Annotated in this window: 16 protein-coding genes; 1 reads left to right on the top strand and 15 read right to left on the bottom strand. The window is 55.9% G+C overall.

Translation table 11 applies throughout. The annotated features are described in order from the left end of the window. Nucleotides 1-270: 270 nt before the first annotated feature. From RIN49_RS28260 to RIN49_RS28240, 5 genes are all read right to left on the bottom strand, one after another. Nucleotides 271-1,104, bottom strand: a complete 834-nt coding sequence (locus RIN49_RS28260) for a restriction endonuclease (protein ID WP_309123444.1) — start codon at nt 1,102-1,104, stop codon at nt 271-273. A gap of 213 nt (nt 1,105-1,317) precedes the next feature. After that, nucleotides 1,318-2,049: an SMI1/KNR4 family protein gene (locus RIN49_RS28255; protein ID WP_309123443.1), complete on the bottom strand. Its 732-nt coding sequence runs from the start codon at nt 2,047-2,049 to the stop codon at nt 1,318-1,320. A gap of 146 nt (nt 2,050-2,195) precedes the next feature. Next, on the bottom strand, nt 2,196-2,651 hold the full coding sequence (locus RIN49_RS28250) for a tyrosine-type recombinase/integrase (RefSeq protein ID WP_309123442.1): 456 nt from the start codon (nt 2,649-2,651) through the stop codon (nt 2,196-2,198). After that, the gene (locus RIN49_RS28905) at nt 2,608-2,970 is read right to left on the bottom strand and encodes a hypothetical protein (protein ID WP_375295300.1); all 363 of its coding nucleotides are present in this window, start codon (nt 2,968-2,970) and stop codon (nt 2,608-2,610) included. The genes RIN49_RS28250 and RIN49_RS28905 overlap by 44 nt, the downstream gene beginning before the upstream one ends. A gap of 422 nt (nt 2,971-3,392) precedes the next feature. Further along, nucleotides 3,393-3,782 carry a hypothetical protein gene (locus RIN49_RS28240; protein WP_309123440.1) on the bottom strand — a complete coding sequence of 130 codons (390 nt, stop codon included), beginning with the start codon at nt 3,780-3,782 and terminating at the stop codon, nt 3,393-3,395. Nucleotides 3,783-4,027: 245 nt separating this feature from the next. Here RIN49_RS28240 and RIN49_RS28235 point away from each other — a divergent pair, with 245 nt between their 5' ends. Beyond that, entirely contained in the window at nt 4,028-4,162 is a 135-nt protein-coding gene (locus RIN49_RS28235; protein ID WP_309123439.1) for a hypothetical protein, read from the top strand. 65 nt (nt 4,163-4,227) lie between these two features. On the opposite strand, the gene RIN49_RS28230 is transcribed toward RIN49_RS28235, so the two are convergent. The 10 genes from RIN49_RS28230 to rpsB all read right to left on the bottom strand — a co-directional run. Beyond that, entirely contained in the window at nt 4,228-8,535 is a 4,308-nt protein-coding gene (locus tag RIN49_RS28230; protein ID WP_309123438.1) for a PolC-type DNA polymerase III, read from the bottom strand. Between the two features lie 244 nt (nt 8,536-8,779). After that, the gene (gene proS, locus RIN49_RS28225) at nt 8,780-10,246 is read right to left on the bottom strand and encodes a proline--tRNA ligase (RefSeq protein WP_309123437.1); all 1,467 of its coding nucleotides are present in this window, start codon (nt 10,244-10,246) and stop codon (nt 8,780-8,782) included. Nucleotides 10,247-10,255: 9 nt separating this feature from the next. Next, nucleotides 10,256-11,539, bottom strand: a complete 1,284-nt coding sequence (gene rseP / locus RIN49_RS28220) for an RIP metalloprotease RseP (protein WP_309123445.1) — start codon at nt 11,537-11,539, stop codon at nt 10,256-10,258. Between the two features lie 116 nt (nt 11,540-11,655). Continuing rightward, nucleotides 11,656-12,795, bottom strand: coding sequence for a 1-deoxy-D-xylulose-5-phosphate reductoisomerase (locus RIN49_RS28215; protein ID WP_309123436.1), 1,140 nt, complete (start codon nt 12,793-12,795; stop codon nt 11,656-11,658). 12 nt (nt 12,796-12,807) lie between these two features. Further along, nucleotides 12,808-13,602 (bottom strand): phosphatidate cytidylyltransferase, encoded by a 795-nt coding sequence (locus RIN49_RS28210; protein ID WP_309123435.1) that lies wholly within the window; start codon nt 13,600-13,602, stop codon nt 12,808-12,810. Nucleotides 13,603-13,632: 30 nt separating this feature from the next. Next, nucleotides 13,633-14,394 carry an undecaprenyl pyrophosphate synthase gene (locus RIN49_RS28205; RefSeq protein WP_309123434.1) on the bottom strand — a complete coding sequence of 254 codons (762 nt, stop codon included), beginning with the start codon at nt 14,392-14,394 and terminating at the stop codon, nt 13,633-13,635. A gap of 81 nt (nt 14,395-14,475) precedes the next feature. Further along, on the bottom strand, nt 14,476-15,030 hold the full coding sequence (gene frr / locus RIN49_RS28200) for a ribosome recycling factor (RefSeq protein ID WP_309123433.1): 555 nt from the start codon (nt 15,028-15,030) through the stop codon (nt 14,476-14,478). Between the two features lie 6 nt (nt 15,031-15,036). Continuing rightward, nucleotides 15,037-15,762, bottom strand: a complete 726-nt coding sequence (gene pyrH / locus RIN49_RS28195) for a UMP kinase (protein ID WP_138196638.1) — start codon at nt 15,760-15,762, stop codon at nt 15,037-15,039. Nucleotides 15,763-15,840: 78 nt separating this feature from the next. Further along, a complete protein-coding gene (tsf, locus tag RIN49_RS28190) occupies nt 15,841-16,491 on the bottom strand; it encodes a translation elongation factor Ts (protein ID WP_138196639.1) in 651 nt (216 codons plus the stop codon). A 108-nt stretch (nt 16,492-16,599) separates the two neighbouring features. Then, nucleotides 16,600-17,088: 30S ribosomal protein S2 (gene rpsB / locus RIN49_RS28185; RefSeq protein ID WP_309123432.1), on the bottom strand; the 489-nt coding region annotated here is incomplete at its 5' end.

Here is a 17,088-nt window from a genome sequence, read left to right as displayed (position 1 = left end):
CACTAATCTTAGTGTTGCTAGGCAATAATTCTTTATATAATTGTTCAATTCTTTTAGCATCTTTTGGTTCCGCTTCCCGAATCATTGATTTGTTTCCTTTCATTTTAGGCTGATTTCATATAACGTTCCTCGCATTCACGAACTCCCGTAGGGAGTTGTCACAGCAACCGCTTCTTCGAACCCACGTCTGCGACCGAGGGCGTCAGCCCGATGCGTGAATGCGGTGTTATCGGAAGTCAGAGCCTTCTTCGAATAACCCATTAAAATGTATTAGAATAATTTATAGAATTCTTCCCAATCTGCTCTTTTTAAAGCTTCTTGAGCCTTTGACAATATATAATCTGATCTATCCTTTCTAGAACTAGGGATCCATCCAATCAAAGAGTTATCAACCATTCGCACCCAGCTTTTGAAACTGGGGGAATTTTCGACTTCGTGAGAGTTCTTAATGCCCTCTAACACAAATTCAATTATTTCTCTTATCGCAGATGATTTATAATATATGGCATGATTTTCACTCAAAAAAAATGCAGTGCCGACTCTTGTCCGTAATGAAAAGAAACATTCCTTTTCTTTGTTATCTTCGACGATGTTATCAGAGGGATACATTACCAGTTTGTACTCAGTAGATACATTATCTTTTGTTGCTATACCTATCACGTTTAAATATTGTATATACAGCTTATTAAATTCTTCAGACAAAAAAGTAACTTTCATTCCGTCATTAGCCAAAACCATTTCAAATGGCTTATCTTTTGTAATTACCCAAAGTGAAATACCTAAATCACGTGCAACTTCGATTGCTTCACTAGTGAATCCTACAGGCGATGCAATTGCCGCTTTATGAGCATTTATTGCTTCTTTAGTTTGATGAAAGTTTTGAACGATTGGCCTTGTAATAGGTCTACTATGATTTTTACATTCAATTATTATTGTGATTCTACTCATGTTCTCAATTATCATTTCACATGCGATATCTATTTCATACTCACCAGGCTGTCGTATACCAGGATATTTCAAATTTCTATATATGTTAGCATTTTTAAAAAAGTTTAAACAATTAAGTGTTTTTTCGACAAATTCCTCGTATTCTTTTGAATTCACATCAACTCTATCCTTTCACAATCTTTGAATTAAATTAGTCTGGAATTTTTTATGTTGTTGCTCTGATTTCCGATAACGTTCCTCGCATTCACGAACTCCCGTAGGGAGTTGTCGCAGCATCCACATCTTCGAACTCTCGTTTGCGACCGAGGGCGCCAGCCCGATGCGTGAATGCGGTGTTAGACGAAGTTTCCCGCTTCGAAGCAATCACAATCACTGTTCCAGTCTTTGAATTAGGTTTACGGTTTCTTTATGCTCTTCGAAAAATTCAGCATTCCGAACTGCATAGTTGTACGAGTGCCTTAGTTTTGCTCCCCTAGCAAAAAGAATTTCAATAAATGAATTAATTGCACTTATTGCGGCATTCTCTATTAATGTCCTACCGAACTCATCTTCACTCTCTATGTCTAATCCTTCATCCAGTAATTTTATTAAAGATTCGCTGTCCCTTGTTCTATATATTCGCTCTATTATTGTTTCATTTGGGTCTATATTCTCAAATAAATTGTCTAAAAAACTGTTAAAATCATTGTAAATCTCTACAATATTGCCCCAATACGGTTGTTTTCCTTCTTCCACCTCAGACTCATGGCCCCAATAGAAAATCTTATCCCTGTACTTACCTTTCAAACTAATGCATATAAGATTACCAAATGGATCATCACAAATAGGAATTAACACACTAGGCATTCTTCCTTTGTACATCAGGTAGGAATCGATTAAGGAGAAATAAGAAGGCCCATTGTGTATCCCCTTCATATGATGAATAGAACTACTGTCTCCACCTGAAGAAATAATAAAATCTGAAGGACACGGTTTGCCACCATTATGTTCTATTAAGTAATCTCTATAATTAGTGGGTAGTTTTGAAGCAATCAATTCCTCAAACCTAATTAATGCATCAAGCTTTAATTCTCCATATTTGTTCGATTCTCTAAAGAACATACTACGCCCCCTGTATTGGGAAATTTCGTCTAACGTCTTTTCTGCGAACTTCGGATAAATCTCACCTCTAGCGGATAGGCGAAGTTCTGAGAATCTCCCAATCCAGAGGATATACGAAGTTCGCGTATCCGCTTCCGCCGCCCCCATCAGCACTCGCGCGGGGGCAACATGCGATCCAGCGGGCTCTGGATCTGACGGATGTCCCTCACGCTAACATGCGTGTAACGTTCCGTAGTCTTTAAGTTCCGATGGCCGAGCAACTCCTGAATAAATCGGATGTCCGTCCCTGCTTCTAACAAATGAGTCGCGAAAGAATGTCGGAGGGTGTGAATTGTCGCTTCCTTCTTCAGCCCGGATTTGCGAAGCGATTGTTCGAACACCTTCTGCGCGGCGCGTTCGGTGAGCGGCTTTCGAACGTCCTGCCCGGGAAAAAGCCAGAACTGCGGGCGTTCGATCGCCACATATCGATTCACTTCAAGAAGCGCAGCCCCGGATAGGATCGTGTACCGGTCTTTACGCCCCTTGCCTTGCCGAACCTTCAACGTTCGGCGTTCAACATCAAGATCTTGAGGCTTCAACCGGACGACCTCGCCGACTCGCAAGCCGGAAGCATAAGTGAGGTACAGCAGCGCCCGATATTGTAACGCAGTCGAGCAATCGAAGCACTTCTTGTAGACTTAACACGTTCGGGAGCTTCTGTTCACGTTTCGGTCGAGCATACGCGACAGAAACAGGAGGCGTTTCACACACATGACGAAGGTAGAACGTAATCGCGCTGATCGCTTGATTAATGTAAGAATGAGAAAAGGACCGATCCTGCAAATCCACGTTGTACCACGTCAAAAGTTGTTCGTCCCAAGCCTCGTTCCCTTCCTGAAAGGTTGCGAAAAACCGGGCGACATGACCGACGTACGCTTTCACGGATCGTTCGCTGTAACCTCTAGCTTTCAATCGGTGCCGGAGCTCAGCCTTGGCGCGAGCATCCCAAACGGGGGACAAGCTCGGAACTTTCAATCGCTGCAGCACATTCCCGAACAAGCTCCTCCTTCGCTCCCATTCCAACCGCAGGGCGGGTTGAATCGTAACCGCAACTCCTCGAAGAACATCTAACAACGCTAGAACGGCCGCCTCCGTATGCGGGACTTTCCACACTCGAAGTTCCCGCGACCAATGAACGCCGGGCAACCCATGCAGTGCCTTCACAAAATCGGGATGGTACGGGACGCGAGCACCGATGTGAGCTTCGTCCAGAAGGCCTAGTACGATCTTCACGCGTTTTCCAGCCTTTCACCAAGGATTATATCAATACTACCTGATTATGGAAACCATTCATTTCCGTACCTCTACCCCGCCAACCACCATCGCCAAAACGTCAAATTCCAATCCCGCCTCAAGTATCGAATCAACTCGTCCACCTCCTCCGTTCGATGGAGCAAAAACCAGTCCCGATCGTAATAACTTTTCCGGTGCACCAACAGATCCCCATAACCGTAGGCGAGCACCAAATACGTCGGCCGCCGGTACACCCCCCACGCCTCCTCCTCGGCGGGGCGCCCTGGGCGAATCGTCACTTCCTCATCCACGGCCTTCAACACCGACAGCATATCGACCTCCGCTTGATCGGAGAATAGGACGATTTGCACCTTCGGAAAGATCATGTCATACAGCAAAATGACCATCGCCGATAAAAACGACACGCTTAGGAAAGCCCACTGCTTCCATGTAACGACCACCATCATACCCCCATCCGGAAAATGACCCCGAAAACAAAAAAAGGAGACTGTCGCCGTAAAGGCGTACAGTCTCCCGATGCTTTCGGAAGAACCCGATAAATTATCCCTAGATTACCATGAATCCGCAGCGAAGTCGACGGAAAACAACCGAACGCAAAAAAGAATGGCCGCACCGTTCCCGGAGCAAAATAGTGATGGCTTGGCAAACGCCCGGCCACACAAACCGAAAGGGGCAAATCGCTGCCATGGCAAAACAAAACAAGAAGAACAATCAGAACAACAACAATCAAGACCTCGGCGACATGATGCAGAACGCGGCGCAAAAAGTGAAGAACGCCTTCACGGGCGACAACAACAACAACGGACAAAACCGTCGCTAATTTCGGAAAAGGAAGAAAGGAGCGCCCCGGCCAAAACCGGTGTCGCTCCCTCCCATACATAAAGTTTAGAATAAGGACAATTGATTCGACTCCGGCAAGCCGCGGAAGCAGCCCATGCCGGTGAGCAGCTCGATGATCGTCTTCGACGCCTTCGAGCGCTGCTGGAAGTCCTCGATCGAGAGATAAGGACCGTCCTCGCGAGAAGCGGCGATGTTGCGGGCGGCGTTCTCGCCGATGCCCGCCACCGCCGAGAACGGCGGGATGAGCGAATCGCCGTCGACGAGGAACTTGCGCGCATCCGACTTGTACAAGTCCAGAGGCTTGAACGTAAATCCGCGCGCCGTCATCTCCAGAGCCATCTCGAGCGGAGAAATCATATTTTTCTCTTTGGTCGTGGCGTTGAAGCCCTTTTCCTCGATCTCCGTGATCTTGGCGTTGATGGCGTCATAGCCTTGCGCGAGCAAGTCCAAGTCGAAATCTTCCGCGCGTACGGTGAAGTAGGTCGCATAATAGTGGATCGGATAATACACCTTGAAGTACGCCGTACGTACCGCGGAGATAACGTAAGCGGCCGCGTGCGCCTTCGGGAACATGTACTCGATGCGGAGGCAGGAGTCGATGTACCATTTCGGGACGCCGCAGCGCTTCATTTCTTCGATCCACTCGTCGGTAAGACCTTTACCTTTACGCACGCTCTCCGTAATCTTGAACGCCAGCGACGCATCCATGCCCGCCTTGTAAATCAAGTACAGCATGATGTCGTCGCGGCAACCGATTACGGTCTTGATGTTGCACGTACCGTTCTTGATCAGCTCTTGCGCGTTCCCGAGCCAGACCCCCGTACCGTGGGACAAGCCGGAAATCTGAAGCAAGTCCGCGAACGTCTTCGGCTGCGTCTCCTCTAACATTTGCCGGACGAACCGCGTCCCCATTTCGGGCACGCCGTACGTCGCGACGGGCGAACGAATTTGCTGCGGCGTCACGCCGAGCGCCTCGGTCGACGAGAAGATGCTCATCACCTTCGGATCGTTCATCGGAATCGTCGTCGGATCGACGCCGGTGATGTCCTGGAGCATGCGCATCATCGTCGGATCGTCGTGACCCAGAATATCGAGCTTCAGCAGATTCGCGTCGAAGGCGTGATAATCGAAGTGCGTCGTCTTCCAATCGGCCGACGTATCGTCCGCCGGGAATTGCACCGGGGTAATGTCTTCGACATCGATATACTCCGGAACGACGACAATGCCGCCCGGGTGCTGACCGGTCGAACGCTTGACGCCGGAGCAGCCGAGCGCGAGACGGCTTTCTTCGGCGCCTCGCCAGCGCACGACTTTGTCTTCTTCGTATTTCTTCACGTATCCGTATGCGGTTTTCTCCGCGACCGTGCCGATCGTTCCCGCCCGGAAGACGTTTTCCTCGCCGAACAGCACCTTCGTATAGTTGTGCGCATGCGGTTGGTATTCGCCCGAGAAGTTCAAGTCGATATCGGGAACTTTATCCCCTTTGAACCCAAGGAACGTTTCGAACGGGATGTCTTGGCCGTCGCCTTTCATCGGCTCGCCGCAATTCGGACAGTTCTTGTTCGGCAAGTCGAAGCCGCTCGGGATGCTGCCGTCGGTGAACCATTCCGAATGCGTGCATTTGCGACATAAGTAATGCGGCGGCAGCGGATTGACCTCCGAGATGCCGAGCATCATCGCGACGACCGAAGAGCCGACGGAACCCCGGGAGCCGACCAGATACCCGTCTTCGTTCGACTTCTTCACGAGTCGCTGCGAAATCAAGTATAAAGCCGAGAAGCCGGCTTTCGTGATCGGTACGAGCTCGCGCTCGAGCCGCGTCACGATGACCTCCGGAATCGGGTCGCCGTACATCTCGCGAGCGGTCCGATAACACGTCTCGCGCATCTCCTCGTCCGCGCCTTCGATGATCGGGAAGAACGGCGTCGGCGGGAACAGCTCGATGTCCTCGAACCGATCCGCGAGCGCCGAAGGATTGCCGACGACGACCTCGAACGCCGTCTCTTCGCCGAGGAACGCGAATTCCTGCAGCATCTCCTTCGTCGTGCGGAAGTGCGCTTCCGGCTTGCGTTGATCCTTCAACGGGCTGAAGCCGGTAATGCCGTGAATCGTAATGTCGCGGAACAGCTTCTGCCGCGGGTGCGCGTAATGAACGTTGCCCGTGGCGATGACCGGCTTGCCGAGCTTCTTGCCGATCGCCAGCACCGTCTTGACGGCCGCTTGCAGCTGCGCGACGCTGGCGACGAGCCCTTTGTCCACCAAATGCTCGTAGAACGTAATCGGCTGAATCTCGAGCACGTCGTAAAACTCGGCGACGCTCTCGGCTTCTTCCAACGATTTATTGAGCACCGCTTCGAAAAACTCGCCCTTCTCGCAGCCCGATACGACGAGCAGCCCCTCTCTTAGCTCGATGAGCTTCGACTTCGGGATACAGGCGACGCGGTTGAAATATTGGGTATGAGATAAAGATACTAATTTATATAAGTTCTTCTTGCCGACCGCGTTAAGCGCGTAGATGCAGCAGTGGAACGGACGCGTGTTCGACAAGTCGACGCCGACGTAGTCGTTCAGCTGCGACAGCACCTTCATGTTGCGAGCGTCCGTCTCTTTGAGCAGGTGCATGAGCACCTCGCCGAGCGCCTTCGAGTCGTCGATCGCGCGGTGATGGCTCTCGAGCGTCACCTTGAATTTATCGGTAAGCGTGTTAAGACGGTGATTTTTCATCTGCGGGTACAACAACCGCGCCAGCTCGAGCGTGTCGAGCACCGGATTCGGCATCTCGGGCAAGCCGTGACGCTTGCATGCCGCCTGCAGGAAGCCGGTATCGAAGCGCGCGTTATGCGCGACGAGCACGGCGTCTCCGACCCATTCGACGAACTGCGGAATGACCTCCGATTCTTCCGGAGCGCCCGCGACCATCTCGTCCGTAATATTGGTCAGCTGCGTGATGTTGTACGGAATCTTCTCGTGCGGATCGATGAATTTCGCGAACTCGTCGACGACTTTGCCGTCGATCATCTTGACGCCGGCGATCTCGATAATTTTATTGTTCGTGACCGAGAGTCCCGTTGTCTCGACGTCGTATACGACGTACGTCGCGCCGGCGAGCGGGCGATCGTCCGCCTGCAGCACGACCGGCACGGAGTCGTTCACGACGTTCGCCTCGAGGCCGTAAATCATCTTGATGCCGTTCTTCTTCGCCGCCTTCGCCGCCTCCGGATACGCCTGCACCGCGGAATGGTCGGTGATGGCGATCGCCTTGTGACCCCACTTCGCCGCAAGCTTCACGTACTCGCCGATATCGCTGACCGCGTCCATCGCGCTCATCGTCGTGTGCAGATGGAATTCCACGCGCTTCTCGGCCGCGTCGTCCTTCCGCTCCGGCGGCGCCGCGACTTCGTTCAAGTCGTTCACCATCATGACGAGCTCGGGCGTCATCATGAACCGGTCGTATTCCACCTTGCCGCGCAGCCGCACCCACTTGCCGACCGAGAGCAGCTTCAGCGTCTTCAGATCGTCCTTCGTCTTCGCGAACACCTTGCACTGCAAGGAATCCGTGAAGTCGGTAATCGAAAATTGGAAGAGCGTGCTGCCGTTCCGCAGTTCCTTCGCCTCGAGCTGGAACACGGTCCCTTGGATGACGACCTTCTTCTCTTCCTCTTGGACGTTCTGAATCGGCACCGGCTGATCCTTGATGTCGTACCCGTACGTCAGCACCTCCGGCGCGTCGCCCACGACCTCCGGCTCCTCTTCGTACGTCGCCTCGGCGAGCAGCTCCTGCTTGAACAGACGCTCTTCCTCCAGCAGCTTCGCTTGGAATCGCTCATACTCCTCCGCGCGAGACTCCCCTACGAGAAACTTGACGCGGTACTCGCGAGCGAAGTTACGGGCGAAATACGTCTTGAGCATCTCTTCGATGCCCTTCTTCTTCGCGAGCTCGAGCGCCGTCTGGTCGAGCAGCGTCACCGAGACGAGATCGCCTTCCGTCTCGACCTTCGCCTTCGCGAGCCAGCCGTTGACCGATGCGACTTCGCGCTGGGCCCAATCGACGAACAACGGCCAATACGCTTCCATGACATCGGCGTTCGACACCGTCTCCTCGTAGTTGAGCACGAAGCGGATCGCCGCGATATGCGCGAATCGATCGATGATCGCCTTGCAGAAGGCGCGGTACACGTCCCTCGGCACCAGCGTGGTTTTGCTTAAGACGAACGTCCACTCCCGGTTCGATCTGGACGTCTCGACGCGTTCGATATATCCGTCTCGAAAGAAAGAGTCGATGACGTCGGTCGGAATATTCGCTTGCTGCATGAGCAGCTCGAACCGATTTCGTTTTTCAGCTACAACGCTCAAAAGGGTGTCCTCCCACAACGATTCTTGTATTTCCGGCCCTCTTGACTCTGCAACTTGTCGCCACAAGGATAAACGGCCTCACCGTCTTCGCAAGACGGTACCCGTTTACCGAGACGATTCAGGTGGTACATCCGCAGGATATACGCTCCGAATCGTTAAAAAAAAGAGAAACCGGGCGAGGAACGCTTGCCAGAACCCGAATCGCGATTCGTCGAAGCGTCCACGCCACGGCTGATGTTGTTCCTTAGTAAGCTCTTGCGAACGCGACCGTATGCTTCGCGGCGTCGCCGCACACGAGGCAAGTCGACTTCGTCTCGCCCGGCTCGAACGGAATGTTTCGACTGGTCGCCCCGGTCTCTTCTTTCACCTTCGACTCGCACTCCCGCGAGCCGCACCAACCGGCGAGCACGAAGCCGCGCAGCTTGTCGTCGTTCGCCTTGAGCTCCTCCAAGGAATCGACGCTCCGCAGGTTGTCGTTCATGAATTGCAGCGCACGATCGTACAATTCCTTATGTACGTCCGCAAGCATCTTCTCCACTTCCGCGACGAGGTTGTCCAGCGCGACGATGCGCTTCTCGCCGGAGACGCGCGAGGCGAGCACGGCTTGTCCGTTCTCGAGATCGCGCGGTCCGAGCTCGATCCGAACCGGGATGCCGCGCATCTCGTATTCGTTGAACTTCCAGCCCGGGCTCAGGTCGGAGCGGTCGTCCATCCGGACGCGCACGCCGGCCGCCTTCAGATCCGCGAGCACCTCGGCCGCTTTGGCGAGCACCGGCTCGCGCTTCGCCGGCGGGCCGATCGGAATGAGCACCGCCTGCATCGGCGCGACCTTCGGCGGCAAGACGAGACCCTTGTCGTCGCCGTGCACCATGATGAGCGCGCCGATCAAGCGCGTCGAGACGCCCCACGACGTCGTGTGCGCGAACTGCTGCGTGTTCTCGCGATCGAGGTACTTAATATCGAACGCCGTCGCGAAGTTCGTGCCGAGATAATGAGACGTGCCGGCCTGCACCGCGCGACCGTCGCGCATCATCGCTTCGATCGAATACGTGTCGACGGCGCCGGCGAACTTCTCCGACTCCGTCTTCTGGCCGGCGATGACCGGAATGGCCAGAACGTTTTCCACGAATTCCTTGTAAATCTCCAGCATCAACATCGTCTCGCGGCGCGCGTCCGCTTCGTCCTCGTGCGCCGTATGGCCTTCCTGCCACAAAAATTCGCTCGTGCGCAGGAACGGCATCGTCCGCTTCTCCCAACGAACGACGTTCGCCCATTGGTTGATGAGCACCGGCAGATCGCGATACGACTGAATCCACTTCGCGTACATATGACCGATCATCGTCTCCGACGTCGGACGGATGGCCAGGCGCTCCTCCAGCTTCTCGCCGCCCGCCTCGGTCACCCAAGGCAGTTCGGGATTAAAGCCTTCGACGTGCTCCTTCTCCTTCTCGAAGAAGCTCTCCGGAATAAACAACGGGAAATACGCGTTCCGGTGACCCGTCGCCTTGAACCGGTCGTCCAGCTGCCGCTGAATGAGCTCCCACAGCTCGTAACCGTCCGGCTTGAAGACGATACAGCCGCGCACCGGCGCGTAATCCATCAGATCCGCCTTGCGAATCGCATCGAGATACCAACGGGAGAAATCCTCGCTCTGCGGCGTGATCTCCCGGTTTCCTGCTTGCTGGCTTTCCTTACCCGACTCTTTCGTCATGAGAACCCATTACCCCCGAAACAAGCGCAGTATGTCGTTATACGTGACCGCCACCATCACCAGCATGAGCATCGCGAAGCCGATGAAGTGGACGAGACTTTCCCGATTCGGATCGACCGGCCGGCCGCGAATCGCCTCTAACCCTAGGAAGATCAAGCGGCTGCCGTCGAGCGCCGGCACGGGCAGCAGGTTGAAGATGGCCAGATACAAGCTCAGCATCGCGGCCCACCACGTGTAGTACAGAATGCCGGCGTTCGCGAGCTGCAGCGTCATCTCCGCCATGCGGATCGGACCGCCGAGATCGTCGAGCGTGAACTGCCCGAGCACCAACATCTTGAAGCCTTCGAAAATGGTGACCGTCGCCGCCCACATCGTCGTCACGCCGTTCGTAATCCCTTCCTGGAACGAAGCCGGGCGCGTGAGCGGCATCATCTCGACGCCGACGCGAATTTGCGCGTTGCCGGCTTCGTCGATCGCCTCGATCGGCGTCATCTGCACGGTGACCGGCCGGCCGTCGCGCAGCACGACCCATTCCATCGGCTCGCCGGCGGAGGCCGTGACGAGCTCGCGGATCTTCGACGTATCCGGTCCGATCGTCACGCCGTTGATCGACTGAATGACGTCGCCGGCCTGAATGCCCGCCGCGTCCGCCGGCTCTCCGGCGTTCACCTTGTTGACGGAGACGTTCACGGCGATGCCGTTAATGAAGGCGAACGCGATGAACAGGCCCGCCGCCAAGATGACGTTCATCATCGGCCCCGCGAAGATGGCCATCGCGCGCTTGCCCACCGGCTTTCCGGCGAACTGTCGATCCCACGGCGCGATCTGCGTCTCTTGGCCGCGGGAGACCGTCATCGCTTCCGGATGAATCCGGTACGACTCGTCCTCTCCGTCGACGTCCAGCGTAAGCGAGAGCTTGCGCTCCAGATCGATCGAACGCACCTCGCCGCGGACGGCGTTCATCCGCTCGTCGATGCGGTCGAGGTAAATCTTCGTCACGACGTCGTCCGGCGTCGTCTCCACCGCGATCGTCTGGCCCTGCTGAATCTGCACCGTCTCCGGATCCTCGCCGGCCATGCGGACGTATCCTCCGAACGGCAGCAGCCGCAGCGTATATTTCGTCTCTCCGCGGCGGAACGCGAATACCTTCGGACCGAAGCCGATGGCGAATTCCCGAACGAGAATGCCCGCCCGCTTCGCGAAATAATAGTGACCCCACTCGTGAATCGTGACCAAGACGAAAAACAACAGCACCGTGAGTACGATACCTTGCGGCGTCAGCTGAGGCGTCATCAAGTAAGCCGTTCCTCCTTACGCTCCCGAACGAAGCGCATATGTCCGGGGCAGTATGTCCTTATAGCTTACCATTATTCCCGAACGAGCTTCAAGAGAACGGAATTCGGGGAAAATTAGCAACTTTTCGCAACGTCCCGCGCCCATGCGTCCGCTTCCCGGATCGCGCCGAGGTCGGTCGCGGCGACGACGTCGTGCTTCGCCAGCGTCGACTCGACGATCGACTCGATTCTCAGGAACGGAATATCCTCCGCGAGAAAGCGCGCGACCGCGATTTCGTTAGCGGCATTAAACACCGCCGTCGCCGTCCCGCCCGCTCTCCCCGCTTCGTACGCGAGGCGAATCATCGGATATCGCTCGAAGTCCATCGGTCGGAACGTCAGCTTGCCGAGCGCCGCCAAGTCGAGCGAGCTCGCCGGCGATAACGGACGATCCGGGAACGTAAGCGCGTATTGAATCGGCACTCGCATATCGGGTTGGCCCAGCTGAGCGATGATGCTCTTATCATAAAATTCTACATAAGAATGAATAATCGATTCCGGATGGACGAGCACGCGAATTCGATCGTAGTCGACGTCGAACAGCCAGCGAGCTTCGATGACCTCGAGCCCCTTGTTCGCCATCGTCGCCGAATCGATCGTCACCTTCGCGCCCATCGACCAATTGGGGTGCCTCAAGGCGTCGGCGATCGTCACGTCCGCCAGCTCCTCCCGGCCGCGATCGCGGAAGCTGCCCCCCGAAGCGGTCAGCGTCAGCGCGAGCACGTCGTCGATACGTGAACCGTTCAGCGACTGGAAGATCGCCGAGTGCTCGCTGTCGACCGGAATGAGCGGCACGCCGCGGCGTCTCGCTCTTGCCGTCACGACGGCGCCGGCCGCTACGAGCGTCTCCTTGTTCGCGAGCGCGATCGCCTTGCCCGCGTCGATCGCCGCCAGCGTCGGCTCGCAGCCCGCGCTGCCGACCATCGCGGAGACGACGACGTCCGCGTCGTTGCCGGCCGCGACCTCGCGAACGCCCTCGTCGCCGTACAGCACGCGAATGCCTTCCGGGATCATGCCGGTCAGCTTGTCGGCGAGCTCCTTCGTCGCCACCGAGACGAGACGGGGCCGGAACCGGTTCGCCTGTTCGGCAAGGAGGTCTACATTCGTTCCCGCCGCCAGCGCTTCGACGCGGAACCGCTCGGGGTGGAACGCCGCGATGTCGAGCGTCTGCGTGCCGATCGATCCCGTGCTTCCCAATATCGAGATTCTCTTCATGTCTCTCCCCCTCTATTGCGGCAGCAAACCGAGCAGATGCACGAACGGAAAGACGATAATCCACGAGTCCGTTCGGTCCAGAATGCCGCCGTGTCCGGGAAGAATCGTTCCCGAATCCTTAATGTTGCGCACGCGCTTATACGCCGACTGGATCAAGTCGCCGAGCTGGCCTAACACGGAGACGATCACGCCGATCGCGATCGCTTCCTTCCAGCCGATCAGCTCCGGCCGGACCGCGGCGAAGACGACCGCCGTCGCGACGGAAATCACGACGCCGCCCACGGCGCCTTCCACCGTCTTCTTCGGCGAAATCGACGGCCACAACAGATGTTTGCCGAACAGCTTGCCGAAGAAGTAAGCGCCGACGTCGGTAAGCCAGATGCAGCCGAACAGGAGCAGCGTCCAAAACAGGCCGTCCGTCATCCACCGCGTGTAAATCATATAATGAAAACCTACGCCTATGTACACGACTCCGATAAAGAGGAGCGCGATTTTATCGATGCTTGTCCGGTTTTGCGAGAAGACGGTGAGGGCGAAGAACAAAAACATCAGCAGCCAAACGACCGTCTGCTGCGGAGGAACCGGCCAACCGAACAAGACGTTCCAAGGAACGACGAGGTACAGAATTCCGGCGAAGCCGACCAACGATGCCGGTTCCCGCGCCTTCGCACCGTTCAGTCTTACGAATTCTTGATAAGCTATGACCGCAAGGACGATGATTAACAGCGCGTACCATCGGCTGCCGGCGGCCAGCATCGTCAAGAAAAAAAGCGCGGCAAGCACTCCGGTGACAATACGTTGACGCATGTAAGCCGTACTCCTCCTCCGCCGCCCGCGTTACAGCTTTCCGTATCGCCGCGCGCGCCCTTGATAAGATCGAATCGCTTCGTAGAAATGCTCTTCCGTAAATTCCGGCCAATAGACGTCCGTGAACCATAATTCGGTATACGCCAACTGCCACAACATAAAGTTGCTGATGCGCACCTCGCCGCTTGTGCGAATGAGCAGGTCCAGCTCCGGCAGCCCTTCGGATTGCAGGTAGCTGCCGAACGTCGCTTCCGTCAAGTCGTCGAGTTCCCGTTCGCCGGACTTCACCTCTTCGGCGAATCGTCGCATCCCGAGCAGCAGCTCGCGGCGGCTTCCGTAATTGAGAGCGAAATTTAAGATGAGTCCCGTATTATGCTTCGTATCCTCGATCGCCGCGTCGACGGCCCGGAGCGTATGCTCCGGAAGCCCTTCCCGTTCCCCCATCATGCGGATGCGGACGTTGTTCGCTTTCAGCTCGCCGATCTCCAAGGGGAAGAATTCCTGCGGCAGCTTCATAAGAAAGTCCACTTCTTCCTGCGGACGCTTCCAGTTTTCCGTGGAGAACGCATAGAGCGTCAATGCCTTCACGCCTAAGTCGTTCGCCGCCATCGTAATCGTCTTGACGTTCTTCATCCCGGCGCGATGGCCTGCGATGCGCGGCATGCCGTGACTGCGGGCCCAGCGTCCGTTGCCGTCCATGATGATCGCCACATGCTTCGGGACGTTCTCCCCGACAATCGGTTCGCCGTCCGGCGGCTTCTTGTTTCGGAACCACCCGAAAAGACGGTCCATGACGCCTCCCCCTCCGTTGCGTAAGTATTACGGGTATGACGCAACAACCCCCTGCCGATTGCCAGGGGGCCGTAGGGTCGATCAAACTTCCATGATTTCCTTTTCCTTGGCGGCGAGAACCTTGTCGACCTCCGCGACGAAGCGGTCGGTCAGCTTCTGGATGTCGTCCTGGTGACGCTTCGATTCGTCCTCGGAAATTTGATCCTTCTCCAGCTTCTTGATTTCGTCGTTCGCGTCGCGGCGAATGTTGCGGATCGCGACTTTCGCCTCTTCCCCGAACTTCTTCGTCATCTTCACGAGGTCCGCGCGGCGCTCTTCGGTGAGCGGCGGCATCGTCAGACGGATCGCGGTGCCGTCGTTCGTCGGCGTAATGCCGATGTCCGACTTCATGATCGCCTTCTCGATCGCGCCCATCGAGCTCTTATCCCACGGCTGGATCATCAGCGTGCGGGAATCCGGCGTATTAATGTTCGCGAGCTGGTTGACCGGCGTCATCGCGCCGTAATACTCGACCTGGATGCGGTCCAGCAAGCCAGGCGTCGCGCGGCCGGCGCGCAGCGTAGACAGGTCGCGCTTCAGCGCGCCGATCGCCTTCTCCATCCGTTCTTCCGCGTTCTTCTTAACCGATTGCGGCATCGTTGATTACACTCCCTTCAAGATCGTCGTTCCGATTTTCTCGCCCTGCACGACGCGGCGGATGTTGCCTTGTTCGGAGATCGAGAACACTACGAGCGGAATGTCGTTATCCATGCATAAGGAGGATGCCGTCGAGTCCATGACGCCTAAATTCTGGTTGAGCATCTCCATATAAGTCAGCGTTTCGTATTTGACGGCCGTCGAATCCACGAACGGATCCGCGGAGTAGACGCCGTCGACTTTGTTCTTCGCCATCAGAATGACTTCCGCTTCGATCTCGGCGGCGCGCAGCGCGGCCGTCGTATCGGTCGAGAAGTACGGGTTGCCCGTGCCGGCGGCGAAGATGACGACGCGGCCCTTCTCGAGGTGGCGCATCGCCCGTCGACGGATGTATGGCTCCGCGACCTGCTGCATGTTGATCGACGACTGGACGCGCGTCGGCACCTCCAGCTTCTCAAGCGCGTCTTGAAGCGCCAAGGAATTCATGACGGTCGCGAGCATGCCCATATAGTCCGCCGTCGCCCGGTCGATCCCCTTCGCGCTGCCCGAGATGCCTCGCCAGATGTTGCCGCCGCCTACCACGACGGCGACCTCGACGCCGAGTCGAACGACCTCTTTCACCTGTTCGGCGATCGTCGTAATCATCCCCGCATCGATGCCGTACCCCATCTGACCCGCGAGCGCTTCCCCGCTCAGCTTCAGCACGACACGCTTGTAAACCGGTTTACTCACCTTGCTCCAGCCTCCATTCGCTTCAAAGAAGAACCCATTCTAAAAAGGAAGGAACACGCCGTGTTCCTTCCATCCGTCTTACTTCTTCACTTGCGCCATAACTTCTTCTACGAAGTTATCTTGCTTCTTCTCGAGACCTTCGCCGAGCTCGAAGCGGACGAAACGACGGATCGAGATGTTTTCGCCGATCGTGGCGATTTTTTCGTTCACGAGCGTCTGGATCGTCTTGTCTTGATCCTTGACGAACGTTTGCTCGAGCAAGCAGAACTCTTCGTAGTACTTGCTCATGCGGCCTTCGACCATCTTGTCGACGATGTGAGCCGGCTTGCCTTCGTTCAGCGCCTGCGCGCGAAGGATTTCCTTCTCCTTCTCGAGCTCTTCTTGCGGCACTTCTTCACGAGTGACGTACTTCGGAGCGGCTGCCGCGATTTGCATCGCGACGTCCTTCACGAAGTCGCGGAACGAATCCGTCTTCGCGACGAAGTCGGTTTCGCAGTTTACTTCTACGAGGACGCCGATCCGGCCGCCAGCGTGAATGTACGATTCGACCAAGCCTTCCGTCGCGATGCGGCCGGCTTTGTTCTTCGCGGCCGCGAGGCCCTTCTCGCGAAGAATTTCGCTCGCTTTCGTAACGTCGCCGTTCGCTTCTTCCAATGCCTTCTTGCAATCCATCATGCCCGCGCCTGTCTTCTCGCGGAGTTCTTTGACCGCTTGCGCTGTAACCGCCATTGTAAATTCCTCCTTAATTGTAAAGACGAAAGTCTATGTATCCGAAAAAAAGGGGAGTGATCGGTTTGATCAACCCCCACCCACCCTTTTCCTAGGTCTTACATTCCATTATGCGCTCGTTTGCTCGCCTTGATGCGCTTCGATGACCGCGTCGGCCATCTTCGCCGTCAACAGCTTCACGGCGCGAATCGCGTCGTCGTTGCCCGGGATGACGTAGTCGATCTCGTCCGGATCGCAGTTCGTGTCGACGATGCCCACGATCGGGATACCGAGCTTGCGAGCTTCCGCTACCGCGATGCGCTCTTTGCGAGGGTCGATGATGAATACGGCGTCAGGCATGCCGCGCATGTTCTTGATGCCGCCGAGGAACTTCTCAAGACGCTCTTGCTCTTTCTTGAGGATGATGACTTCCTTCTTCGGCAATACGTCGAACGTGCCGTCCGCTTCCATGCGCTCGAGCTCTTTCAGGCGGTTGATCCGCTTCTTGATCGTCTCGAAGTTGGTCAGCGTGCCGCCGAGCCAACGTTGGTTGATGTAGAATTGACCGCAGCGAGCGGCTTCCTCCGCGACGGAGTCTTGCGCTTGCTTCTTCGTGCC

The sequence above is a fragment of the Paenibacillus sp. genome (assembly GCF_031177825.1).
Lineage (GTDB): Bacteria > Bacillota > Bacilli > Paenibacillales > YIM-B00363 > Paenibacillus_AE.
Note: the sequence above shows the minus strand (reverse complement) of the source record. Positions and strands in the feature narration are given on the sequence as shown.

Excerpts from the sequence above, each read along its gene's own strand:
- RIN49_RS28255 (WP_309123443.1), bottom strand. The coding sequence starts at position 2,049 with ATGTTCTTTAGAGAATCGAACAAATATGGAGAATTAAAGCTTGATGCA.
- RIN49_RS28235 (WP_309123439.1), top strand. The coding sequence starts at position 4,028 with ATGGCAAAACAAAACAAGAAGAACAATCAGAACAACAACAATCAAGAC.
- proS (WP_309123437.1), bottom strand. The coding sequence starts at position 10,246 with ATGACGAAAGAGTCGGGTAAGGAAAGCCAGCAAGCAGGAAACCGGGAG.
- rseP (WP_309123445.1), bottom strand. The coding sequence starts at position 11,539 with ATGACGCCTCAGCTGACGCCGCAAGGTATCGTACTCACGGTGCTGTTG.
- RIN49_RS28215 (WP_309123436.1), bottom strand. The coding sequence starts at position 12,795 with ATGAAGAGAATCTCGATATTGGGAAGCACGGGATCGATCGGCACGCAG.
- RIN49_RS28210 (WP_309123435.1), bottom strand. The coding sequence starts at position 13,602 with ATGCGTCAACGTATTGTCACCGGAGTGCTTGCCGCGCTTTTTTTCTTG.
- RIN49_RS28205 (WP_309123434.1), bottom strand. The coding sequence starts at position 14,394 with ATGGACCGTCTTTTCGGGTGGTTCCGAAACAAGAAGCCGCCGGACGGC.
- frr (WP_309123433.1), bottom strand. The coding sequence starts at position 15,030 with ATGCCGCAATCGGTTAAGAAGAACGCGGAAGAACGGATGGAGAAGGCG.
- tsf (WP_138196639.1), bottom strand. The coding sequence starts at position 16,491 with ATGGCGGTTACAGCGCAAGCGGTCAAAGAACTCCGCGAGAAGACAGGC.